Raw genomic sequence first — 20,232 nt, 5'->3', positions numbered from 1 at the left:
ATGGCGTTGAAGGCAGACTTGCGTAAGCTGGTTCTGGCGCAGCGGCGCGCCCTTACCCAGCAGGAGATTGACGGCATGAGCCAGCAGATTGCCCTGCGGTTTTTCACCGACTTCGCGCCAACCGCAGGCGAAACGGTGCATACCTTTTTGCCCATCCTGCACCAGGGGGAGATCAACACCTGGCCCATCATCCGACAGCTTTGGGAGAAGTACCCGCAGGTGCAGGTGGCTGTGTCGGTGGCCAACGTGGAAGACTTTTCCATGGCGCATTTCCTGTTCACGCCAGACACCCAGCTGCAGGAAAACAAATGGGGCATTCCCGAGCCGGTGAACGCCCTGCCGCTGCCCGAGTCAGAGATCTCCACGGTGCTGGTTCCGCTGTTGGCCTTTGACCTGCAGGGCCATCGGGTAGGTTACGGCAAAGGCTACTATGACCGTTTTCTGGCCCTTTTGCCCCAAACAAGCCAGAAACTGGGAGTAAGCCTGTTTCCGCCCGTAGAGCGCATTGACGATGTGCACGCCAAAGACCTCACCCTGGATGCCGTGATCACTCCTTTCCAAACGTACACGTTTTAAGGTCAATCTGTGCCTGTCCGGTGCCCCATGCCCAAAGAGCGGCGGGCCGGTGAACTGCCACCGGGTTTGGCACAGAGGGGCTTCTAACCATTCGCCGCCAGGCCCTTTCCTGCGAACCCACCAATAAAAAATCACTTTGCTGTATGCCAGACCGGGTGGTCTGTTTCAGGGCTCTTTCAACAAAAACGGCCCTGAAACGGACTACCCGGTTTTTGTGTGGCCAGCTTGCCGTTGTTCGGGTAAGCCCGGCCTTGCAGAGGCAGGCCGCTAGCAAAATAGCGTATATTAGGCTTTTACTTTAAAGTGAAATCCTTATATTTAACGGCACTTCTTTGGGTAAAGCCTGTACTGTCTACCCCCTCTATAGTCTATTTCAAACTCAAACTACTAACCAAAAAAGTATGAAAAAAACCTTACTTCTTTTACTAACGCTGCTTTCTGCGTTGGGCATGGCCTATGCCCAGCAGCGCGAAATCAGCGGGAAAGTCACCTCCTCAGACGATGGGAGCGCCCTGCCGGGCGTGAGTGTGGTGGTCAAAGGATCTACCACCGGCACCTCTACCGACGCGGAGGGTAATTTCAGCCTGCGCGTGCCAGATGAAACGGCCGTGCTGGTGATCAGTTACCTGGGCTACGTGTCCCAGGAGGTGCCGGTGGCCAACCGAACCTCGTTCAACATCCCGCTTTCGCCTGACAACCAGCAGCTACAGGAAGTGGTGGTGACCGCCCTGGGCATTGAGCGGAGTGAGCGCTCGCTGGGGTACTCCACCCAGCAGGTAACCGGCGAGAACCTCACCTTCACCAAAGAGCAGAACGTGCTTGGCTCGCTGGCCGGCAAAGTGGCCGGGGTGCAGGTATCCGGCTCTTCGGGGGCCAGCATGGGCGGTACGCAGAAGATCCAGATCCGGGGCGTGAACTCGGTGACGGGCGGCGGGCAGCCCCTGGTGGTGATAGACGGCACGCCCATCTCAAACGCCAACTTCGCCGGCCGTAACGGACCCGACTACGGTAACCTGGCGCAGGACATCAACCCCGAGGACATTGAGTCGGTGAACGTGCTCAAGGGGCCAACCGCCTCGGCGCTGTACGGCATCAGGGGCCAGTACGGGGTTATCATGATTACTACCAAGAAAGGCAGCAAAGGCCCTAAAAAAGTAACCGTGCAGCTCAACTCAGCTTTCTCGGTAGAAAGAGTGGGTAACCTGATGCCCATGCAGAACGTGTACGGCGGCGGCGGAAGCCAGACCTGGCGAACGCTGGCGAACGGTGAGAAGTACGTAGACGGCACCGATGAGAGCTGGGGACCTAAAATGGACGGCACGCCCGTGCGCCACATGCACAGCTTCTATCCGCAGGACCCCATGTACGGACAATTGGAGCCGTTTGTGGCGCACCCAGACAACATCAAAGACTTCTTTGAGACCGGGTTCAACATCAACAACGGGGTAAGCGTATCGGGCGGGAACGAGAACACCACGTTCCGGTTGAGCTACAACAACACCTACATTGAAGGGGTGGAGCCCAATACCTGGCTCAAGCGCAATAACCTGGGGCTAAGCGCCTCCCTTGCCCTGTCTGAGAAGTGGAACGTTTCCACCAACATCAACTACGCCACCAATGAGGCGCAGCGTCCGGCCCAGGGGTACTACGAAGGTTCCCGCAACTTCACGCAGTGGTTCCAGCGCAACCTGGACATGAACCGCCTGAAGAACTACAAATATCCAGACGGCACCTTCTACCACTGGAACATCAACCGGCCTAACGCGGCCGGGGTGATCACCAACTACGAGCCCATTGACTGGAACAACCCTTATTTTGAGGCCTACGAGAACCTCAACAACGACAGCCGCGACCGTTTCTTCGGCGATGTGGGCTTGTCTTACCAGGTCCTGCCAGAGCTGAAGCTGAGCGGCTTTGTGCGCTCAGACATCTACGTGCAGAACATTGAGCACCGCGAGGCCGCCGGCGGCAGGTTTGACGATGCCTACTCGGTGGGCAAGTACCAGAACAAGGAGATGAACTACGAGTTCCTGGCCCAGTACACCAAAGACTGGAACGACTTCTCCTTCAACGTGAACCTGGGGGCCAACCTGTTTGACAGAGACTACACCTACCTGTCGCAGGCCACCGTGGGCGGGCTCACCAGCCCCGGCTTCTACAACATTGAGGGCTCCCGTGAGCGGCCAACCGTTTCTAACTATATTCTGAGAAAACAGCTGCAAAGCGTGTACGGGATGGCCACCATTGGGTACAAAGACACCTACTTTATTGATGTGTCGTTGCGCAGAGACCATTCCTCTACCTTGCCAGATCCTTACTATTATCCGTCGGTGTCGGGTTCGTTCGTGTTCAGTGAGTTGCTGAACTGGAAGCCGCTTTCCTTTGGTAAGCTGCGGGCCAGTTACGCTAAGGCCGGGAATGATGTGGCGGTGTATGCCACTTCCCTCAACTATGAGGTGGGGGGCTTGTACGGCGCAACCAATACCTCCTACGTGCCAGACGTGCTGAACAACCCCAACATTGAGCCTTCCTTCGCCACATCCTATGAACTGGGGGTAGACCTCAAGTTCTTCAACGGCCGCCTGGGGGCAGACTTCACCTACTACCAGCAGCGCAACGAAAACGACGTAATTGAGCTCAACGTGTCGGGGGCCAGCGGGTACAATTCCTCCTTCATCAATGCCGGCCTCATCGTGAACCGGGGCATTGAGCTTGCCTTAACGGGAACGCCCCTCCAAACCGAGCGTTTCTCCTGGGATGTAGCCCTTAACCTGGCCAGAAACCGGGGCACGGTGAAAGAGCTGTATCCCGGCCTGGAGTCGCGCCTGATTGAATCCAACACCTACAGCGGCGTTTCTGTGTACCTGTACTCCAACGTGGGGCAGCCCTTCGGGACAATGGTGGGCCAGGCCTACCAGCGCGATGAAGCCACCGGCAAGATCTTGCTGGGGGCCAACAACCTGCCCCTGTACACCACCGCCACCCACAACTTCGGGAGCGTACTCCCAGACGCCACCGGTGGTTTCCAGAACACCTTCCGGTTTGGGCAGTTTGACCTGAGCGCCATGATTGACTACCAGTTTGGCGGGCAGTTCTTCAGCTGGTCGCGCATGCTGGCCGTGAAGGCCGGCTTGGCCGAGGAAACTGCCGCGCTCAACGACAACGGCAAGAACGTACGTGACCCGCTTTCTGAGGGCGGCGGGGTGAAGATCAACGGCATCTATGGTCCGGGCACTCCGCTGGCCGGGCAGGAATTCAACGGCTACGTAGACGCCCGCGCGTACTACAGAACCACCCTGGGTACCAGAGTATACGAAGAGTGGCTGTATGATGCGTCTTACATCAGGCTGCGCGAGGTGCGCCTGGGCTACACCCTGGGCAAAGCCCAGCTGGGGAAACTGCCCGTGGAGCGCATTGGCATCGCGTTTATCACCCGCAACCCCGCCATGCTCTGGCAGAAAGCCCCAGACGGCCTGAACCCCGCCGAGCTGGCCACCGGTGCCTCTTCCTTCAGCTGGCTGGAGACCGGAGCCCTCAATACGGTCCGCTCATACGGCGTTAACTTGAACATCACTTTTTAATGAGAGAAGACATGAAGAAGTTATATATACTATTGCTCGCCTGCCTGGCCCTGGCAAGCTGTGAGTTTGACGACGATATAAACGTAAACCCTAACAAACCCAGCGAGGCCTCTGGCGGGCAGTTGCTGGCCAACGCCATGCTCTCCCTGCCCGGCCTGAGTTCCTCGCCGCAGGGCGAGTTCATGGCCCAGTACCTGTCAGAAACCCAGTTTCCGGGCGGTTCGCTCTACCCAGAGGGAGCCACCAGCTTCTACGGGCTCTACACGGGTCCTCTCATGAACCTGGAGGAGGTGATCAACGCCGAAGACCTGGACGGGAGCGAGGGCCCCATCCAGAACCAGAAAGCCGTTGCCAAGATCCTGAAGGCGTATTACTTCTGGAACATCACTGACCGGTGGGGCGATGTACCCTACACCGAGGCGCTGAAGGGCGAAGCCAATTTTACCCCGGTCTATGACACCCAGGAGTCTATCTACAACAATCTCTTTGCCCTGTTAAAGGAGGCCGATGCGCAGATCGTGGCCGGTGATATCAGCCGGGACTATGACATTGTCTACGCCGGGGACATGGGCAAGTGGAAAAGGCTGGGCAACACCATTCGCCTGCTTATGGCGCTGCGCTTGTCTAAAGTAAACCCCACCAAGGGGCAGGACGAGTTTAACCAGGCGCTTGCCGCCGGCATCATGGCTTCTAACAATGACAACCTGGTCTTCAAGCACCTGGAGCTGGAAGTGAACGAGAACTACTGGTACAGCCAGGTAGGCAGGCAGCAACGTCTCTGGTGGGCCCTGAGCGAAACCCTGGTGAACACCATGAAGCCCACCGAAGATCCGCGCCTGCCCGTGTTTGCCGACCCTAATGAGGAAGGTGAGTACGTGGGCCTGCCTTTCGGTAAGTTGGAGGGCGGCGTGCCCGGTGACTATGCCATGCTTGGGGAAGACATCTGGCGCCAAGACGCCCCGGTGTACCTGGTAACGTACGCCCAGGCCCTGTTTGCCAAGGCCGAGGCTGCCAAACTGGGCTGGATTGCCGGCGGTGACGCAGAAGCCAAGACCAACTACGAGGAAGCCATCAGGCAATCCATCCAGCAGTGGACCGGAAGCACCGCCGGCGTGGCCGACTTCCTGGCCAAGCCCGAGGTGGCGTACGACCCCGCCCGTGGCCTGGAGCAGATTGCCACCCAGCGCTACCTGCACCTGTTTATGCACGGGTACGAGGCCTGGGCCGAGTGGAGAAGGACCGGCTACCCCAGCAACCTGATCATGCCGGGCGGCAAGGCAATTCCCCTCAGGCTGATGTACCCCGCCAACGAGGCCGCCAACAACACCCAGAACTACAGAAACGCCCTGCAAAGCCTGGGCGGCACCGATGGTCTGTATTCCAAAGTTTGGTGGGACAAAGACTAGCGGGAGCGAATATGTCTCTAAAACAGCAAAGGCCGGTACTCCACCGGCCTTTGCTGTTTTAGGGCTGTTTCAAGAAAATCGGCCCGGAAACGTGGGGCTTACTGCTCGTCAAAGAACGCGATGAGGGAGCCCACGTAATGCTCTTCCCAGCCCTGGGCCATGTCTTCGTAGGCCTCGTCCGGAATGTTGGTGTGCCGTACCTCCATGGAGCAGCCCTGCTTGTGCGGGTGCAGCTTGATGGTGACAATGGAGTCCTCGGGCTCGCCCTCAAAATACCACTGCTGCACTATCTTCTTGTTTTCCTCAAATTCCAGGTTTTTGCCCACAATACTGCCCTCCCAGAGCGAGAACTCAGAACCCGGCTGGGTAGACATCTCGGCTTTGTCGCCGGTCCAGATCTCCAGGGTAATGGGGTTGGTGAGGGCAATGTACACCTCCTCCGGGGTGGCCGGCAGGGTGAAATATTTCTTAAAGTCTTTCATGCGGTCATCGTTTGGGTGAAGATAAGCCCGCGCCGGGCACCTTTCCTTATTTTACCTCAGAGATTTCGCCGGTGGGCCTAATCTTGAAGCGCGTGCGGGTCACGGTGGCCTTTCTGGTGTTGGGGACTTCATTGTACTGGGCGTCTACCTGCCAGCGGGTGGTACTGTCTACGTGCACAATGGTGAAGTCTTTCTGAATGGTGTACTGCTCGGTATGCTCAAAGCCCGGTTCTTCCCCGCAGGGCTTAAACTTCAGGTCCTGCTCGTCCAGAATCACTCCGGCCTGGTTGTAAGTCCTGATCCTGGGCAGTGTCTGGTCGGTGGGGAACAGCACTAGCAGCGCCGTTACCTCTTTGCTGACGGAAAATCGCCGGTACGGAACCTCGTGCGAACGCAGGAAGCTGCCGGCCACGGTGGTGTCCAGTCGGGCGCCCACCGCATAGTCAAAGGAACAGGAAGCGGTAAACGGCAGGGAGAGAACCGGCAGTTCCTCCGCGAAGCTGGAAAAAGAAACTACTGAGGGCGCGTCTACCACCTGTTCGGCTACCGGATTGGTCTCATACTGCGAGGTGTTGTCTCTGGAACAGGAAGCCAGCAGGAGCAACCCCAGCAGGAGGGAGGAAGTTAATTTGATCATAGGTGCATTATACGGAAAGTTCTATATAAAAGGATTGGCCACGGCATTGAAGAAGTGTCTGGTGGCAGGCCTATCTTGCCGGTAGCAAGTTGTTTTAAGCCTCTTTTTTATGAAACAGCCCTGAAATGGAGAGTAAGGTAAGGGAATAGGGTGTAAGATCGCTCCTGCTGAAGCTTCCCTCGCTCGCCTCTGGCGAGTGTGCGCTATCGGGCGGCCTCTGGCCGCTATGGGGGAATTTTGTTCAACGTACCCGTTGTGCAGTGTACCCAGCGGCGAGACACCGCGCAATTTCTCACACTCGCCGGAGGCGAGCGAGGGTCTTGAATGCGTTTGTCCCGCTAAGACAACGGCAGAACTCACGGTTTAAACAGAAGCAAAGCATTATGCGGTGGCTCAGCGTAAAAGGAAATCAAGACCATAGCCCATAAAAAAAGCCGCAGTCTGCTTAAGACTACGGCTTTTGGTTGTCAGTTTCGGAACAGATTACTCTTCCACTTCAGGCTGGGCGGTTCTGCTGGCCTGCGGTCTCTTGTTATTCTGCTCGGTATCGCGGTTGATCTCCGTAATGTCTACGGGTTGGGAGAAGTCGCCTAAGAGGTGCTTGGAGAAGTAGTCGGCGGTCATCCAAAAGGAGTACTCGGTCATGTTGCCGTAACCGTGGCGCTGGCCGGGCATGATCACCAGGTCAAACCGCTTGTTGGCTTTGATGAGCGCATCGGCCATTCTAATGGTGTTGGCCGGGTGCACGTTGTTGTCCACGTCGCCGGTGGTGAGCAGCAGGCGCCCTTTCAGGTTCTTGGCCAGGTCGGGGTTCTTGTCAATGGCGTACTGGAACGTGGTATCGCCTTTGGCGGTGATCACTTCCTTCACGCCGTGGTGTTTCTCACTCCACCAGCGGTTGTAAATGTTGTTCTCGTGGTTACCGGCACCCGATACGGCTACCTTGAAGAAATCTGGGTACACCAGCATGGCCGCCGTAGACATGAAGCCTCCGCCGGAGTGGCCCGTAATGCCCACGCGGTTAATGTCAATGAAGGCGTGGCGGTCTGCCAGTTGCTCGGCGGCGGCTTTCTTGTCGGCCAGGCCGTAGTCGCGCAGGTTGCCGTAACCGTAGGTGTGGTACCACTTAGAGCGGGCCGGGTGGCCGCCGCGGTTCCCCACGGTAATCACAATGAAGCCCAACTGCGCCAGCCGGTCCATGCGGTCCATGCTGCGGCCGAAGGCTTTGTTCACGGCTTCGGTCTGCGGGCCGGGGTAGATGTACTCAATGATGGGGTACTTCCTGGTAGAGTCAAAATCGAACGGCTTGTACATGACGCCGTACAGGTCGGTCACACCGTCGTCGGCCTTCACGGTGAACGGCTCAGGGAATTTGTAGCCGGTAGCCAGCAGGCGGGAGAGGTCAGCTTTCTCCAGGTCCATCACCTTTTTGCCGTTGTGGTTGTACAGCGCGGCAACGGGCGCGGTGTTCACGCGGGAGGAGTTGTTCACGAAGAACGTGCGGCTGTCGTTCATGCTTACCTGGTGGTCAAAGTTGCCGGGGTTGAGCAGTTTCAGGCCAGAGCCGTCAAAGTTGATGCGGTACAGGTGCAGGTAGTACGGGTCTTCCTTGGCTTCGCGGCCGTTGGCGGTGAAGTACAGCACACGGGCCTTGTCATCCACGCCGATGATCTCCTCGGCGTGGAAAGGGCCCGAGGTGATCTGATTCTTGAGCTTGCCGTTGCCGTCATAGAGGTAGAAGTGACCCCAGCCGTCGCGCTCAGACCAGTGGATGAGTTCGCTGCCGCCGTTCACCAGGCCCACGCGGCTTACCTCTACGTAGGTATTGAACCGCTCCTCAATGAGGGGCTTTACGGTGGCGCTGGGGACGTCCAGGGCCAGCACGTCAATCTTTTTCAGGTCGCGGCTGGTGCGGGTGAAGTACACCTTGTTATTAGTGCCGTGCCACAGATTGGCGCGGAACTCGTCATCGCGGGCGCTTTGCTTGGCCGGGGCAGGCCATACCGAGATCTCCTGGTCTTTGAAGGCCGCCGTGCTGATCTTTTTAGAGGTCTTTTCGGCAAAATTGAACAAAAGCAGCTCTCTGATGGGGGCTTCCTTCTCGCCGGGCATGTGGTATTTGTAGGTTTCCAGCGCCGGACGGCCAGCGGCGGTGTGGTGCAGCACCCACAGGTCTTTCACCTTGCGGGCATCGGTGCGGGTCATGATGAAGTGCCTGGAGTCTGGCGACCACATGATGAAAGCCGGCTTGCGGTTCTTCTTGTTCTTCTCGCGCTCTACGTTGGTTTCGCCGTTGGTGTCGCCGTAGGTGTAGTACTCCACGCCGTCGGTGGTGAACTGGTGCTCCACAATGGTAGAGTCTTTCTCGTTCCTGAGGGCCTTCTCGTAGTTGGCGCGGTCCATCCAGTAGAGGTTGTGCTCTTTAGCGAACACCACCCATTTCTGATCTGGCGAGATGGAGGCCCAGGTGGGCTTGCGCTTGGGCTTGTTGTACTCTTTGAGCTCGGTGAGCTGGCGGGTGGCCAGGTTGTACTGGAAGTAGAAGGTCTTTTTCTCCAGCGAGTCGGCGGCCTTCTTGTCCAGGCGGTCTTTCTTCACCTGGTCAATGGTGCTTTTTACCTCAAACTGCACGCTCTTCTCGTCCTCGGTGAACTTGAGGTTCTCAATGGGCAGGTGCTGGGCATCGAACGGGTCGCGCACAATGGTGGTGATGGCGGCGGCCAGCTGGTCTAGGTTGAACAGGGCCTGCTTTGACTTGGCGGCGGGGTCTACCAGGTACCAGTTCTTGCCGTTGGGGGTCTCGTACATGTACCAGAACCGGTCGGTTTTCTTGAGCCAGTGAGGGTCCAGGGTAGTGCTGAAGATTAGTTTTTCCAGCTTTTTGGGGGAGAAGCGGGCGGCCAGTTGGTAGTTGGCTTTGGCAGGTTGCCCCGGTTGGGCCTGCAGCCCCAGGCTTGCCCAGAGCAGGACAGCCAGCGTGTAAGCAAATCTCATGGAAAGGGTTAGTATGGAGTAAAGAAGTAAGGGTGTAAGTACTGCGCAGAAATGCGAAACTTAAAAGTACGCAAAAAGAGCCAAAGTCTTGGGGTTGACTTTGGCTCTTTCCGGTGAAGAGGGCGCTATTATGGTCTTCCGAGTAGGGGTTGCCCCACTGGCGCTAAGCGCCGGGAGTAAGGCGAAAAAGGGGCTGACCTGGCTAGGGCTTCACGCCGCGGGTCATTTCACGCTTGCCCGGGGGGCCAGGCAGCGCCTCTACCGTAAAACCGGCGGTTTTGAGGCTGCGCTTAAAGCTGCCCTTGGCGCAGTACGTGACCAGGGTACCGCCGGGGGCCAGGCAGTCGTACATTTTCTGGAAGATGGCATCGGTCCAGAGGTGGGGCTGCTTTTCGGGGGCGAAGGCGTCAAAGTACACCAGGTCATAGCTTTCGGGGCTAGGGGCGAAGGCTTCCAGGTCGGTTTCCAGCTTGCGCAGGGTAAAGTGGGGCGTTACGGCCACGGGTTGCTCCCAGGGCGCCGCGTGCAAGGGACCAAAGAAGTCCAGCAACTCAGGATTGAGGATGAACTTGTCAAACTGCAGCTGCGCCACCACCTCCGGCGCCAAAGGGTACTTCTCCAGGGTATCGTACTGCACCGCTGCCTTGGAGGCCAGCGTGTGCTGCAGGGTAAGCAGCGCGTTCAAGCCGGTGCCAAACCCAACCTCCAGCAGGCGCACGGCCGGCAGCCGCTCCAGCGTGGCTTCCAGCCCCATCTTAATGAACACGTGCAAAGACTCCTGCAATGCCCCGTGCACCGAGTGGTAGTGCTCGTTCAGCTCAGGCACGTAGAGCGTGGTAGAGCCGTCTTTGGTTTGTCTTACTTCAAGATTCATGCGGCGAAGTTAGAACGAAGAATTCAGGTTTGCAGAAGGAATTAGGAATTAGGAATTAGGAATTAGGAATTAGGAATTAGGAATTGCTTGGTTTTGCCAGCCTCTTGGGAAAACGGCTCCAAAACGGTTACCGGCAGGTTGCTTCCAGAGCATCCGGCAGATGAAAGCGGGAGTCTGCAGCTATTTTGCACCTGATTTCAGAAAAGTAGGCCTGAAAAGGAAGATCACCCCACAGCCCCTTGGGGTGCATCTTGAAATTGCATCAGGCTAAGCCAGACCAGACTAGGTCTATCACCCAAATTCCTAATTGATAATGGAATGGTTAATCAATGTAGCCCTCGTACTGGATGCAGCTTACCTTGCCTTTTGACAGGTGGAACCGGAGCCAGGAGTTCTGCTCCAGGTCGCATACCTCCACCACGTTCCGGCTTTCTTTGATGAAGAGCTTGTAGGCCTGCAGTTTTTCCAGGAGTTCCTGGCGGGAGCAGCCCACTTTGATGCCGTTCTTCAAAGCCAGGTTAGGGCTCTTGATGTCTGCGTACGACAGCATGAACCGTTTGGTGTACATGGGGTAGTACAGCTCCACGGTGCTGGAGTCAAAGGTGAGCTGAAAGAGTGTGTCTATGTACCGGGCGTTATGCAGGTTGGCAATGGTGTCTTTCACAATCTGCAAGGCGGTGCGCACCTGCGCCACATAGTGCTGCAAAACAGGTTCCCTATCGGCGGGCAGGAACGGGTTGGAGATAAACTCAGACGCTTTCAGCACCTCGGGGTGGTCCTGGGCCTCCATTTCTATGCGCGCGTAGAAGGCCTGCATGCTGGCGGTGTTGTTGAAGTTGCGGGCCGGGGCAGGTTTGGCGGTGCGGGTCTGGGGCTTGGGCGTCACGGCTGCCACCCGCGGCGTGTCTGGGTGCTGTCTGGTCTGGCAGTCACCATACACCCAGATAGGGAGTAAACACAGAAGTACAATCAGCCGCCGCATACCAGTACAGAGATAGAAAAAGGGGTTTAGCCAGATAGGTATGTTCTATACGGGAAAACCGGTGGTAAAGCTACACATTACTAACACAATTTTCTCCTTTCTGTAGACCGATAAGCCCACAATTTCCCCCTGCTGCCGGCGCTGTTTTTATCAAAATTCCTGAAGGACTGGCCCAGGATGCTGCCAGTAGAAAGCGAAGTCTGGTAAGTGGTTGGTACTGAGTAGGAACCAAGGCTGATGGCTTGTTTTTGCCCTGCTTTTGGGAAAACGGGCCCTAAACGCCGGCGGGCGGCACGCTATTTCCTGAAGCGCCCCTGGGCGGGAGGACGGCCGGCCAGGGCCTCGTCGCTTTCCTCATGGGGAATTTCGCGGACCTCTATCCGCACGGAGTTGTGGTTGGGCACCACGGGTTGCCCGAAGGTATCGGCGTACTCCTGCGTGATCTCGGCCCCGAAGAAAATAATGAGCGAAGAGTAGTACACCCACGAAAGCAGGACCACCATAGAACCGGCCGCGCCGTAGGAGCTGTTGAAGTCACTCTGCCCAATGTACCAGCCAATGAGGTATTTGCCCAGCAAGAACAGGAAAGCCGTGACAAAGGCACCCACCCACACGTCACGCCACCGGATAATGGCATCGGGCAGGTATTTGTAGATAAAGGCAAACAGGAGCGTGATCAGGCTCAGGGAAACCGCCACATCCAGGATGTAGATAAACACAATGGCCAGGCCCGGCAGCAGGCGTTGCAGGTAGTCTGTAAGAATGCCGATGAGGGCGCTGATCACTAAGCTCACCAGCAGCAGGAAGGAGAGGCTCAGGATCATCCCGAAGGACAGGACCCGGTCCCGCACCAGTTTCATGATGCCGTTCTTGGCTTTGGTCTGCAGGTTCCAGACCTGGTTCAACGACTCCTGCAGGGTCACAAAGATGGTGGTGCTGGCAAAGACCAGCGTGCCAATGCCAATGGCGGTGGCCATAGGGTTAGGGCCTTCCAGGTGCAGCTTGGTAATCATGGACTGGATCTCGGCGGCGGCCTCAGGGCCTACCATGCCTTTGATCTGGGAGTAGAGCTGCCCGGTCACGGCCTCCTCGCCGAAGAAATACCCAGCGGTGCGCACCACAATAAACAGCAGCGGCGGCAAAGAGAAAATGGTGTTGTACGAAAGCGCCGCGGCCAGGCGCAGAGAGTTGTTTTTCATGAACTCTCCCGCCGAGTTGGTGATAAGCCCTAAGATGCTTTTTGCGGTATACTTTGCCATTCTGGTTAAATTCTGGTGCAGTCTTAAGGAAAACGTACGGGAACGCCCCCAGAATAGTTGGTGCCAGGCCTTTGGGGCAGGAAAATCCCCCAAAAACAGGCTCCGCCCGGCCAGCCTGCGCCCAGCGGGCAACTGTCCACCTGCCGGGCTACGCCAGCCGGCCGTTTACTGGAAGAAGAGCGCCAACTTGCCGGTAGCCAGGAAATGGGCCCTGATGCCCGCCTCGGTGACAAAGAGGGTGTCGGGTTCCAGGGTGAAGTCAGAGCCCCGCAGCACCATCTTCTCCTGGAGCTGGGTTTCCCGCAGGCCGGTTTGCAGGGCCTCGCGCAGGGTGGTGAGCTGGCCTTTCACCGGAACGGTCATCTGCTGCTCCATCTGGGTTCTGAACCGGTTCTGCAGCAGCCAGTTGGCGGTGTTTACCAGTTGGTCGCGGGTTTGCAGGGTGTAGCTCAGGTCCCGCACTTTTATCTCCTGGGCGGCGGCGTCATAATAGGGCGTGCCCTGCAGCCAGACCTTGCCGTTGAGCTTCTTGGTGAGGAACCCGGCCTTGGAGTGGCCACTGACATCAAGGGCCAGCAGGAGCTGGGTGCCTTTCCCGGCCACGGCAATGTCATGCACCGTGAGCTGGTGCTTGCCGCCCTCAAAGGAAAAGGTCTGGTTGTTGAGCTCTTTCCGGAGTACCTGGGTAAGGTAGGCGTAAGACAGATGGCTGCTGACGTTGAGCTGCGCCTGCGGCGGAAGCGAGCGGGCCGGAATAAAGGACGGCAGGGCCTGAACCGTGGCGTTCTGGGGTTTCTGGCCGGGCACCACCTGCACCAGGGCGTCAATGCCCACCTGTAAGCTAAGCTGGTCTTGCTGCAGCTCCAGGGGCGTGAGCCTGACGGCTTTGGGTTCTATGGCCAGCCAGGCGTTGTACTGGGCGTTGAGCAGCACCGGGGTCTGTAACTGCTGCCAGGCCTCGGCCAGGTATAATTGCAACGGAACCTTCTTCTGCAGCTCCTGGTCCAGCTGCTGCAGCATGGGGTTCAGCTGGGCCTTCAGCTTGGATTCAATGAAAGGGGCCAGGTTGATCTTGAGCGGACCCAGCGCCAGGGTAGGCTTGCGGGCTCCCCAGGTAAAGTCTCCGGTAGAGTGGCTTTTGAGAAGGTAATTTGGCAAGATCTGCAGCCGGCTTTCGGTGCACACGGTAACCTCAAACTCGGTTTCCTCGGTCTTCTGCAGCTTTTTGCACAGCTCGCAGGCGTTCCACTGCCAGCGCCCCCTGGCCCAGACCCGCAGCGGCACCTCCATGTAGAGCTTGCTGAGTTCGGCGCGCAGCTGCACCGGCCCCGTCTTGGTGACGGTCACCATCAGGTCATCGTCTTCCAGGTTGGTGTCCTGGTAAAGGGTGGGGGGCAGCTCCTGGTTAATGCGCTCCTGCAGCGCCTTCACCGGCATGGTCACCGGCAGGGTAATGGTGGAAAGCTGCGGCTGGGGCAAGGGCTGGGGAGCCACCGTGGCGTCTGGCTGAACGCCGGTGAGGGTGGTGGACTGCTGGCAGCCCGCCAAAAGGCCAGCGGCCGACAAAAGGATGGATACTAGGGAAAGAAGGGAGCGCTGGGCCATGCCACAAATTTAGCGAACTTCACACAAAGCCGGGCTTCTTGTTTTAGGGCTATTCTGGCCAAAACGGCCCCCCAAAGGTCAGGCTTTGCAGGCCAGCAGCCGGTCCAGCATTTTCTTGACCTCGGCCTCAGAAGACAGCAAGCTGCAGTGGCGCAAGGTGCCCCGGAAGTAAATGGCGAAGAACGGCGTGCCGGTGAGTTTCACCTCCTTGCTGGAAACCGGGTTTTCAGACGCATCCATCTGCAGGAACGTAATGCTGTCATAGGTGGGGTCGTCAGAGAATTGCTTGAAAGAAGGGGCTAAAAGCTTACAGATCTGGCAGTCTTCATCTATGAACTTTACAATTACCCGCTCGCGCTCAAAAATGATAGAACGCAACTCGTGGTCAGAGGAAATCTGAATGGCCATCAGGTGAAAAGGTTTGTTAAACTATAGTTAACGGGGAAACACGGCGGAGGTTTATTCGAAAATTACGGGGGGAGGAGCCTGGCTGCCAGGGAGCGGTACCGGCAAGAGTACCATTTCTGCCTTGCCAGGGCCACCATCAGTAACCCAAAGCCTCAGTCATGCTGCAGGCTTCTGCCGATGGCCTGGGCGGGGGAGCAAAGCCTGGGTTAGCCCTGCGTCAGGAGCCACTCCTTGCGGTGGATGGGGGCCTGCCACATGGCCTCGGCCAGTTCCTGGTCAGAGTTAAACTGCAGCTGGGTCAGGCAGCGCGCCTCCACAGACAGGGAGAGCTGCTTTGCCTGAAAAGGCCAGGGCTGCACCAGCACCGGGCCGGTTTTCAGCTGCGTGACCTCGTACCTAACCTGGTCTGGGCCGTTACTGATTTCCAGGGCCCGCTCCATCTCGGGCAGCTCGTTGCGGCAAAGGATGAGCGAGAAGCGGTCGCACCACTGCATGAAATCATAGGCGTACCGGGCATCGGGCCTGGAGACCTTGAGCTGCTGGCGCCACTTTTTCTGGTAGGCCAGTTGCTCGTCCAGGAAAGCGTCCCATTCTTTTTTCTGGCCCCGCAGTTCCTCATACAAAAAGGAAAGGTGCATGCTGGTGAGCAGGCTTCGCCACCGGCCCTGGAAACGCGCCTCTTTCATGACCTGCCGGGCCTGCTCCAGGCAAAAGGGCAGCTGCGTAAAGTTGGCGGGCGCGCCGGCGGGCGTAAGGGCATAGCGGCCGGTCCAGTCTTTCTGGCCGTCGTCATGCTGCGCAATGGCCGCCAGGGTCTGCATGAACTGCAGTGGCCATTTCGCTTGGCGCCAGGCAAAGCCTATCTCGGCCGCCAACAGCGCGTGTGCCTGCTGAAAGATAATCTCCCAACCCTTCTCATGCGGATTCACAATCATAGCCCGAGGATGCTGTAAAAGGTGCCGCGTTTTTTAACTGATTAAGGCCGGAAAGGTTGTGGCGGAGGCGGAGAAAGAGAGCAGCCGTTTTGGGCCGATTTTCCAGGAAACAGCCCTGAAACAGTCAACAACCCTGAAAAAGCCAGATGGGCGCAGGAAAGCTGGCGGTTGGGGCCCAGGACGGGCAGGAACAAAAAAGCCCGGCACCAGAGATTAGGGCCGGGCTCAAACAGAATCTTGATCAGACTAGAACACAAAGCCTAACCGCAGACCGCTGTTCACGGTAGGGCGCAGTCTCAAAGAACCGCCTTCCCCGTCAATGGTAGTGGACGGACGGCCTTCTGGATTCACCTTTACATCACCCTCGGTGGTGTACTGCAGGCCAAAGCCGAACTCCACGCCCAGGTACACGTGACGGGCGAAGTAGTAGTCTGCACCGGCCACGGCTCCCAGGCCAAACCCGAAGTAGTTGCGGTTAGAGAAGCCACTGCCGTTAGACCAGGCGCCCTCAATCTCGTAATCATCGCCTTCCTCGCTGGCGAACAATTTAGAGAGGGTCAGCTCAGCGCCCACGTACGGCGACAAACGGTCTGTGCCCGCGAAGTGCTTCTCAATACCCGGTGACAACACCACCAGGGTAGAGGTGCGGCTAAAATCATCATCGCCGGTTTGGTTCTCAATGTCCAGGATAACAGAGGCGCGTACCGCCGTGGTGGGGCTCAGGAAATAACGTCCGCGTAACTGGTTCAGGCCCAAGCCCACGGTGTTACCGTCGGTCAGGTTCAGCTGCACTTCGCCCGTTACTTCGCCGGCGGCGGGTTTAATTCCGCCTACTTCCTGGGCCGATGCCGCAAAACCCAGGGTCAAGCTGAGGGCCGCAGCGGTGAAAATCTTTTTTAACATGCTTTTAAAAATTAAATAAGGGATAATGATGGGGCGCAATATTACAAAAGCAGTATGTAATTCCAGCAGGTTAAGGGGTAAGATCGTGGCGGAGCACAGTATTTATCTGAGAATGAATAAGATAAAAAATGCGGCGGCGGTAGCTGGGGCAGATCATGCCAGGGCTTTGCCGGGTCAGGCGGCGCTTCTGTTTTGGGCCGGTTTCCTGGAAAACGGGCCCAAAACAAAGCCCCCGCCGTTACCAGACAGCAGGGGCTTTGGGTGAGCCAGGACAGGTAGCAAGCCGGAGCCTTGGTTAGTTGTTGATCCGCTTCAGGTGCAGGAGCATGTCATCGGTCATGGTGTGCAGGTCGTACTGCGGTTTCCAGCCCCAGTCCTGGCGGGCGGCCAGGTCATCAATGCTCTGCGGCCAGGAGTCGGCGATCTGCTGGCGCATGTCTGGCTCGTAGGTGATGGTGAAGTCTGGGTAGTGGCGCCGGATGCTGCCAGCGATTTCCTCTGGCGTGAAACTCATGGCCGCCAGGTTGTAGGAGGAGCGTATTTTCACCTGCTCGGCGGGCGCGTGCATCAGGTCCAAGGTGCCTTTGAGGGCATCGGGCATGTACATCATGGGCAGGCGGGTGTGCTCGCTCAGGAAACACTTGTAGGTGCCTTTGGCCAGGGCCTGGTGGTAAATGTCCACGGCATAATCGGTGGTGCCGCCGCCCGGCAGGGCTTTGTAGCCAATGAGGCCCGGGTAACGCAGACTGCGCACATCCAGTCCGTACTTGAGGAAGTAGTACTCGCACCAGCGCTCGCCGGCCTGCTTGCTGATGCCGTACACCGTGTTGGGGTCCATGATGGTGTTTTGCGGCGTGTTCTCGCGCGGCGTATTGGGTCCGAACACGGCGATGGAAGAAGGCCAGTACACTTTCTCCACCTTGTGCTCCAGCGCAAAGTCCAGCACGTTGAACAGGCCGTCCATGTTCAGGCGCCAGGCAAACTTGGGGTTCTTCTCGCCGGTAGCCGACAAAATTGCCGCCAGGTGGTAGATCTGCTTCACCTTGTACTTGGAGGTCAGGTCGGTGAGGTGCTGGGGCGTGAGCACGTCCACAATCTCAAAGGGGCCGCTTTCGCGCAGCTCGGCTTGTTTGGGGTATTGAATGTCGGCGGCCACCACGTTGGCATCGCCGTAGATTTTTCTCAGTTCCAGGGTAAGTTCAGAGCCTAACTGGCCGCAGGCGCCGATCACTAGTATGGTATGGGGCTTTTTTGTCATGAAGGTGCTGAATAGAAAAACAAATGTACGTTATTCATGCGGCTCCAAAAAATTAGGGCAGGCGCCCAGGTTTTGTATCTTTGGTCACGGAAACCTGCGTACAGCCCCTTTCAGGAATTTGCCTGTACGTTTTCCACGTAAAACCACACGAACGAATAATCCACGAACTCTATGTACGAAACTCTGCAACCTGATTTACAGCAGCAGTTAGCCGAAATTGAAGCGAACGGCTTATATAAAAAGGAGCGGGTCATCATTACCCCGCAGCACGCCCAGATCAAAACCCAGCAGACCGGCGAGGTGCTCAACTTCTGCGCCAACAACTACCTGGGGCTTTCCTCACACCCGGCGGTGATTGAGGCTGCCAAGCGCACCATTGACACCCACGGCTACGGCATGAGCTCAGTGCGCTTTATCTGCGGCACCCAGGACATCCACAAACAGCTGGAGCAGAAGCTGGCCGAGTTCCTGGGCATGGAAGACACCATTCTGTACGCGGCGGCCTTTGACGCGAACGGCGGCGTGTTTGAGCCTTTGTTTGACGAACAGAGCGCCATCATCTCCGATGCCCTGAACCACGCCTCCATCATTGACGGCATCAGGCTGTGCAAGGCCCAGCGTTTCCGCTACGAGCACAACAACCTCGCCGACCTGGAAGCCAAACTGCAGCAAAGCCAGGGCGCCAAGCACCGCATCATTGTCACCGACGGCTCTTTCTCCATGGACGGCACCATTGCCCAACTGGACAAAATCTGTGACCTGGCAGATCAGTACAAAGCCCTGGTGCTGGTAGATGAATCCCACTCTACCGGCTTCATTGGCAAGACCGGCCGAGGTACCCACGAGTACCACAACGTGATGGGCCGCGTGGACATCATCACTGGTACCTTGGGCAAAGCGCTAGGCGGTGCCATGGGCGGCTTTACCACCGGCAAGAAAGAAATCATTGACATGCTGCGCCAGCGGTCCCGGCCGTATCTGTTCTCCAACTCGCTGGCTCCGGCCATTGTGGGCGGGTCTCTGGCCGTGCTGGAGTTGCTGAGCTCCACCACCGAGCTGCGCGACCGCCTGGAGTGGAACACCAAGTACTTCCGGGAGAACATGACCGCCGCCGGGTTTGACATCCGTCCAGGTGTGCATCCTATTGTGCCCGTGATGCTGTATGACGCCAAACTGGCGCAGGACTTCGCGGCCAAGATGCTGGAGAAGGGCATTTACGTGATCGGGTTCTATTATCCGGTGGTAGCTAAAGGCGCAGCGCGCATCAGGGTACAGCTTTCGGCGGAGCACACGCAGGAGCACCTGGACCGGGCCATCCAGGCCTTCACCGAGGTAGGCCGGGAACTGGGAGTGCTGAAGGCGTAGTACTTCCAAAAACCCTGCTATCAAAAGAGCCCGCTTTTTCCAAGGCGGGCTCTTTTTCGTTAGAACCTTTCATGAATTTAAGGATTCCAGATTCTACCTAACTTATTCAATTAATTAAAAAAGTAGGTGCAAAAATAGGCGTAATTGGAAATGTAATTTCCAGGAATTTGCCTCCTTCGGCCCTTCCTTATTTTAGGATTAATTTCAGACCCCTCGCATCACTTCCTTCACCGGGACAAACGCTCCGGAGCGCTTTCCCTTAGCGGCAAAATCTTGCGATACATTCTGGACCTGGACCTGGAGCTGGCCCTAGCCCTGCTTTAGGGCTAGGGAACTTGACTATCTTGCTGGTAAACAAAAGGAAAGATCAGCGGTTTACTCTCTGAAAGGTTTGTTTTCAGAGTTGGGATAAGACCGCCACACGTTTCTAATGGGCAGGGCAGAGGCGGGTAGCAGGGCTGGGGTACCGCAGGGGTCAGGTTTTACCCCGCTATTTCTGGGCTGTTTTTCTTGAAAATGGCCTAAAACAGGGCACCAGGCAAGTACTAGAATGGCAGCAAACATCGTTTAATTAATACAACGCCACGCTGCATTTTAGGTTGTAACCAAAACAATCATTGGCTACATTTGCCCGGTAGCAACGTACTGAAACGTTCTTTCTTTTAGAGGATATCAAAAATAAACCCAGGTAAACCCACTGGTTTGTGCCGGTAGCCGTTGCCGTAGCACAGCCAAAAGAAAAAAGAAAATAGAGGTTCCCCAGACTTATAAATGAAGGTATATTTAACGTATAGCAGATTGCAAACCATCAGTTTCTATCAGACAACCCATAGCAAACGATTTCCTGCTCCTTTGTACCCCTTGAAGTCTCTCTGTCTTTTTACCGTTTCCCCAAAGATTACTGCGTGCCCCATTTCATTACAACAGATATACTTAAAATGACAGACCATTTGAAAGACAGACAGAC

Annotated in this window: 15 protein-coding genes; 4 read left to right on the top strand and 11 right to left on the bottom strand. The window is 56.9% G+C overall.

All coding sequences use genetic code 11. The features are described 5' to 3' along the window. The 3 genes from JT718_RS03120 (at position 1) to JT718_RS03110 (ending at position 5,563) form a co-directional block, all read left to right on the top strand. Positions 1-576: a 5-formyltetrahydrofolate cyclo-ligase gene (locus JT718_RS03120; RefSeq protein ID WP_205500295.1), complete on the top strand. Its 576-nt coding sequence runs from the start codon at positions 1-3 to the stop codon at positions 574-576. A gap of 401 nt (positions 577-977) precedes the next feature. Continuing rightward, positions 978-4,157, top strand: coding sequence for a SusC/RagA family TonB-linked outer membrane protein (locus tag JT718_RS03115; protein ID WP_205500293.1), 3,180 nt, complete (start codon positions 978-980; stop codon positions 4,155-4,157). A gap of 11 nt (positions 4,158-4,168) precedes the next feature. Continuing rightward, entirely contained in the window at positions 4,169-5,563 is a 1,395-nt protein-coding gene (locus JT718_RS03110) for a SusD/RagB family nutrient-binding outer membrane lipoprotein (RefSeq protein ID WP_205500291.1), read from the top strand. A 98-nt stretch (positions 5,564-5,661) separates the two neighbouring features. On the opposite strand, the gene JT718_RS03105 is transcribed toward JT718_RS03110, so the two are convergent. The 11 genes from JT718_RS03105 to JT718_RS03055 all read right to left on the bottom strand — a co-directional run bounded on the left by JT718_RS03105 (position 5,662) and on the right by JT718_RS03055 (position 17,900). Then, positions 5,662-6,045 (bottom strand): SRPBCC domain-containing protein, encoded by a 384-nt coding sequence (locus JT718_RS03105; RefSeq protein WP_205500289.1) that lies wholly within the window; start codon positions 6,043-6,045, stop codon positions 5,662-5,664. A gap of 46 nt (positions 6,046-6,091) precedes the next feature. After that, positions 6,092-6,682, bottom strand: a complete 591-nt coding sequence (locus JT718_RS03100; RefSeq protein ID WP_205500287.1) for a hypothetical protein — start codon at positions 6,680-6,682, stop codon at positions 6,092-6,094. A gap of 483 nt (positions 6,683-7,165) precedes the next feature. After that, positions 7,166-9,676, bottom strand: a complete 2,511-nt coding sequence (locus JT718_RS03095) for a S9 family peptidase (protein WP_205500285.1) — start codon at positions 9,674-9,676, stop codon at positions 7,166-7,168. A gap of 202 nt (positions 9,677-9,878) precedes the next feature. Next, positions 9,879-10,550: a tRNA (5-methylaminomethyl-2-thiouridine)(34)-methyltransferase MnmC2 gene (mnmC2, locus tag JT718_RS03090; RefSeq protein WP_205500283.1), complete on the bottom strand. Its 672-nt coding sequence runs from the start codon at positions 10,548-10,550 to the stop codon at positions 9,879-9,881. Between the two features lie 322 nt (positions 10,551-10,872). Continuing rightward, a complete protein-coding gene (locus JT718_RS03085; RefSeq protein WP_205500280.1) occupies positions 10,873-11,532 on the bottom strand; it encodes a hypothetical protein in 660 nt (219 codons plus the stop codon). A gap of 296 nt (positions 11,533-11,828) precedes the next feature. Continuing rightward, positions 11,829-12,791 carry a YihY/virulence factor BrkB family protein gene (locus JT718_RS03080; RefSeq protein ID WP_205500278.1) on the bottom strand — a complete coding sequence of 321 codons (963 nt, stop codon included), beginning with the start codon at positions 12,789-12,791 and terminating at the stop codon, positions 11,829-11,831. 165 nt (positions 12,792-12,956) lie between these two features. Next, on the bottom strand, positions 12,957-14,396 hold the full coding sequence (locus tag JT718_RS03075; RefSeq protein ID WP_205500276.1) for a DUF4403 family protein: 1,440 nt from the start codon (positions 14,394-14,396) through the stop codon (positions 12,957-12,959). Between the two features lie 78 nt (positions 14,397-14,474). After that, entirely contained in the window at positions 14,475-14,804 is a 330-nt protein-coding gene (locus JT718_RS03070) for a thioredoxin family protein (protein WP_205500274.1), read from the bottom strand. 206 nt (positions 14,805-15,010) lie between these two features. Further along, entirely contained in the window at positions 15,011-15,739 is a 729-nt protein-coding gene (locus JT718_RS03065; RefSeq protein ID WP_205500272.1) for a DUF3891 family protein, read from the bottom strand. Positions 15,740-15,985: 246 nt separating this feature from the next. Further along, on the bottom strand, positions 15,986-16,642 hold the full coding sequence (locus JT718_RS03060) for a BT1926 family outer membrane beta-barrel protein (RefSeq protein WP_205500270.1): 657 nt from the start codon (positions 16,640-16,642) through the stop codon (positions 15,986-15,988). Positions 16,643-16,937: 295 nt separating this feature from the next. Further along, positions 16,938-17,900, bottom strand: a complete 963-nt coding sequence (locus tag JT718_RS03055) for an NAD-dependent epimerase/dehydratase family protein (protein WP_205500268.1) — start codon at positions 17,898-17,900, stop codon at positions 16,938-16,940. 171 nt (positions 17,901-18,071) lie between these two features. Between JT718_RS03055 and kbl the strand changes: the two genes are divergently transcribed. Beyond that, entirely contained in the window at positions 18,072-19,265 is a 1,194-nt protein-coding gene (gene kbl / locus JT718_RS03050; RefSeq protein ID WP_205500266.1) for a glycine C-acetyltransferase, read from the top strand. Positions 19,266-20,232: the final 967 nt, after the last annotated feature.

This window comes from Rufibacter psychrotolerans (assembly GCF_016924645.1).
GTDB lineage: Bacteria > Bacteroidota > Bacteroidia > Cytophagales > Hymenobacteraceae > Nibribacter > Nibribacter psychrotolerans.
The sequence above is the reverse complement of the archived record's forward strand: the minus strand, read 5'-3'. Positions and strand labels throughout refer to the sequence as shown.

Coding starts and splice junctions, on each gene's coding strand:
- JT718_RS03120 (WP_205500295.1), top strand. CDS start 1: ATGGCGTTGAAGGCAGACTTGCGTAAGCTGGTTCTGGCGCAGCGGCGC.
- JT718_RS03115 (WP_205500293.1), top strand. CDS start 978: ATGAAAAAAACCTTACTTCTTTTACTAACGCTGCTTTCTGCGTTGGGC.
- JT718_RS03110 (WP_205500291.1), top strand. CDS start 4,169: ATGAAGAAGTTATATATACTATTGCTCGCCTGCCTGGCCCTGGCAAGC.
- JT718_RS03105 (WP_205500289.1), bottom strand. CDS start 6,045: ATGAAAGACTTTAAGAAATATTTCACCCTGCCGGCCACCCCGGAGGAG.
- JT718_RS03100 (WP_205500287.1), bottom strand. CDS start 6,682: ATGATCAAATTAACTTCCTCCCTCCTGCTGGGGTTGCTCCTGCTGGCT.
- JT718_RS03095 (WP_205500285.1), bottom strand. CDS start 9,676: ATGAGATTTGCTTACACGCTGGCTGTCCTGCTCTGGGCAAGCCTGGGG.
- mnmC2 (WP_205500283.1), bottom strand. CDS start 10,550: ATGAATCTTGAAGTAAGACAAACCAAAGACGGCTCTACCACGCTCTAC.
- JT718_RS03085 (WP_205500280.1), bottom strand. CDS start 11,532: ATGCGGCGGCTGATTGTACTTCTGTGTTTACTCCCTATCTGGGTGTAT.
- JT718_RS03080 (WP_205500278.1), bottom strand. CDS start 12,791: ATGGCAAAGTATACCGCAAAAAGCATCTTAGGGCTTATCACCAACTCG.
- JT718_RS03075 (WP_205500276.1), bottom strand. CDS start 14,396: ATGGCCCAGCGCTCCCTTCTTTCCCTAGTATCCATCCTTTTGTCGGCC.
- JT718_RS03070 (WP_205500274.1), bottom strand. CDS start 14,804: ATGGCCATTCAGATTTCCTCTGACCACGAGTTGCGTTCTATCATTTTT.
- JT718_RS03065 (WP_205500272.1), bottom strand. CDS start 15,739: ATGATTGTGAATCCGCATGAGAAGGGTTGGGAGATTATCTTTCAGCAG.
- JT718_RS03060 (WP_205500270.1), bottom strand. CDS start 16,642: ATGTTAAAAAAGATTTTCACCGCTGCGGCCCTCAGCTTGACCCTGGGT.
- JT718_RS03055 (WP_205500268.1), bottom strand. CDS start 17,900: ATGACAAAAAAGCCCCATACCATACTAGTGATCGGCGCCTGCGGCCAG.
- kbl (WP_205500266.1), top strand. CDS start 18,072: ATGTACGAAACTCTGCAACCTGATTTACAGCAGCAGTTAGCCGAAATT.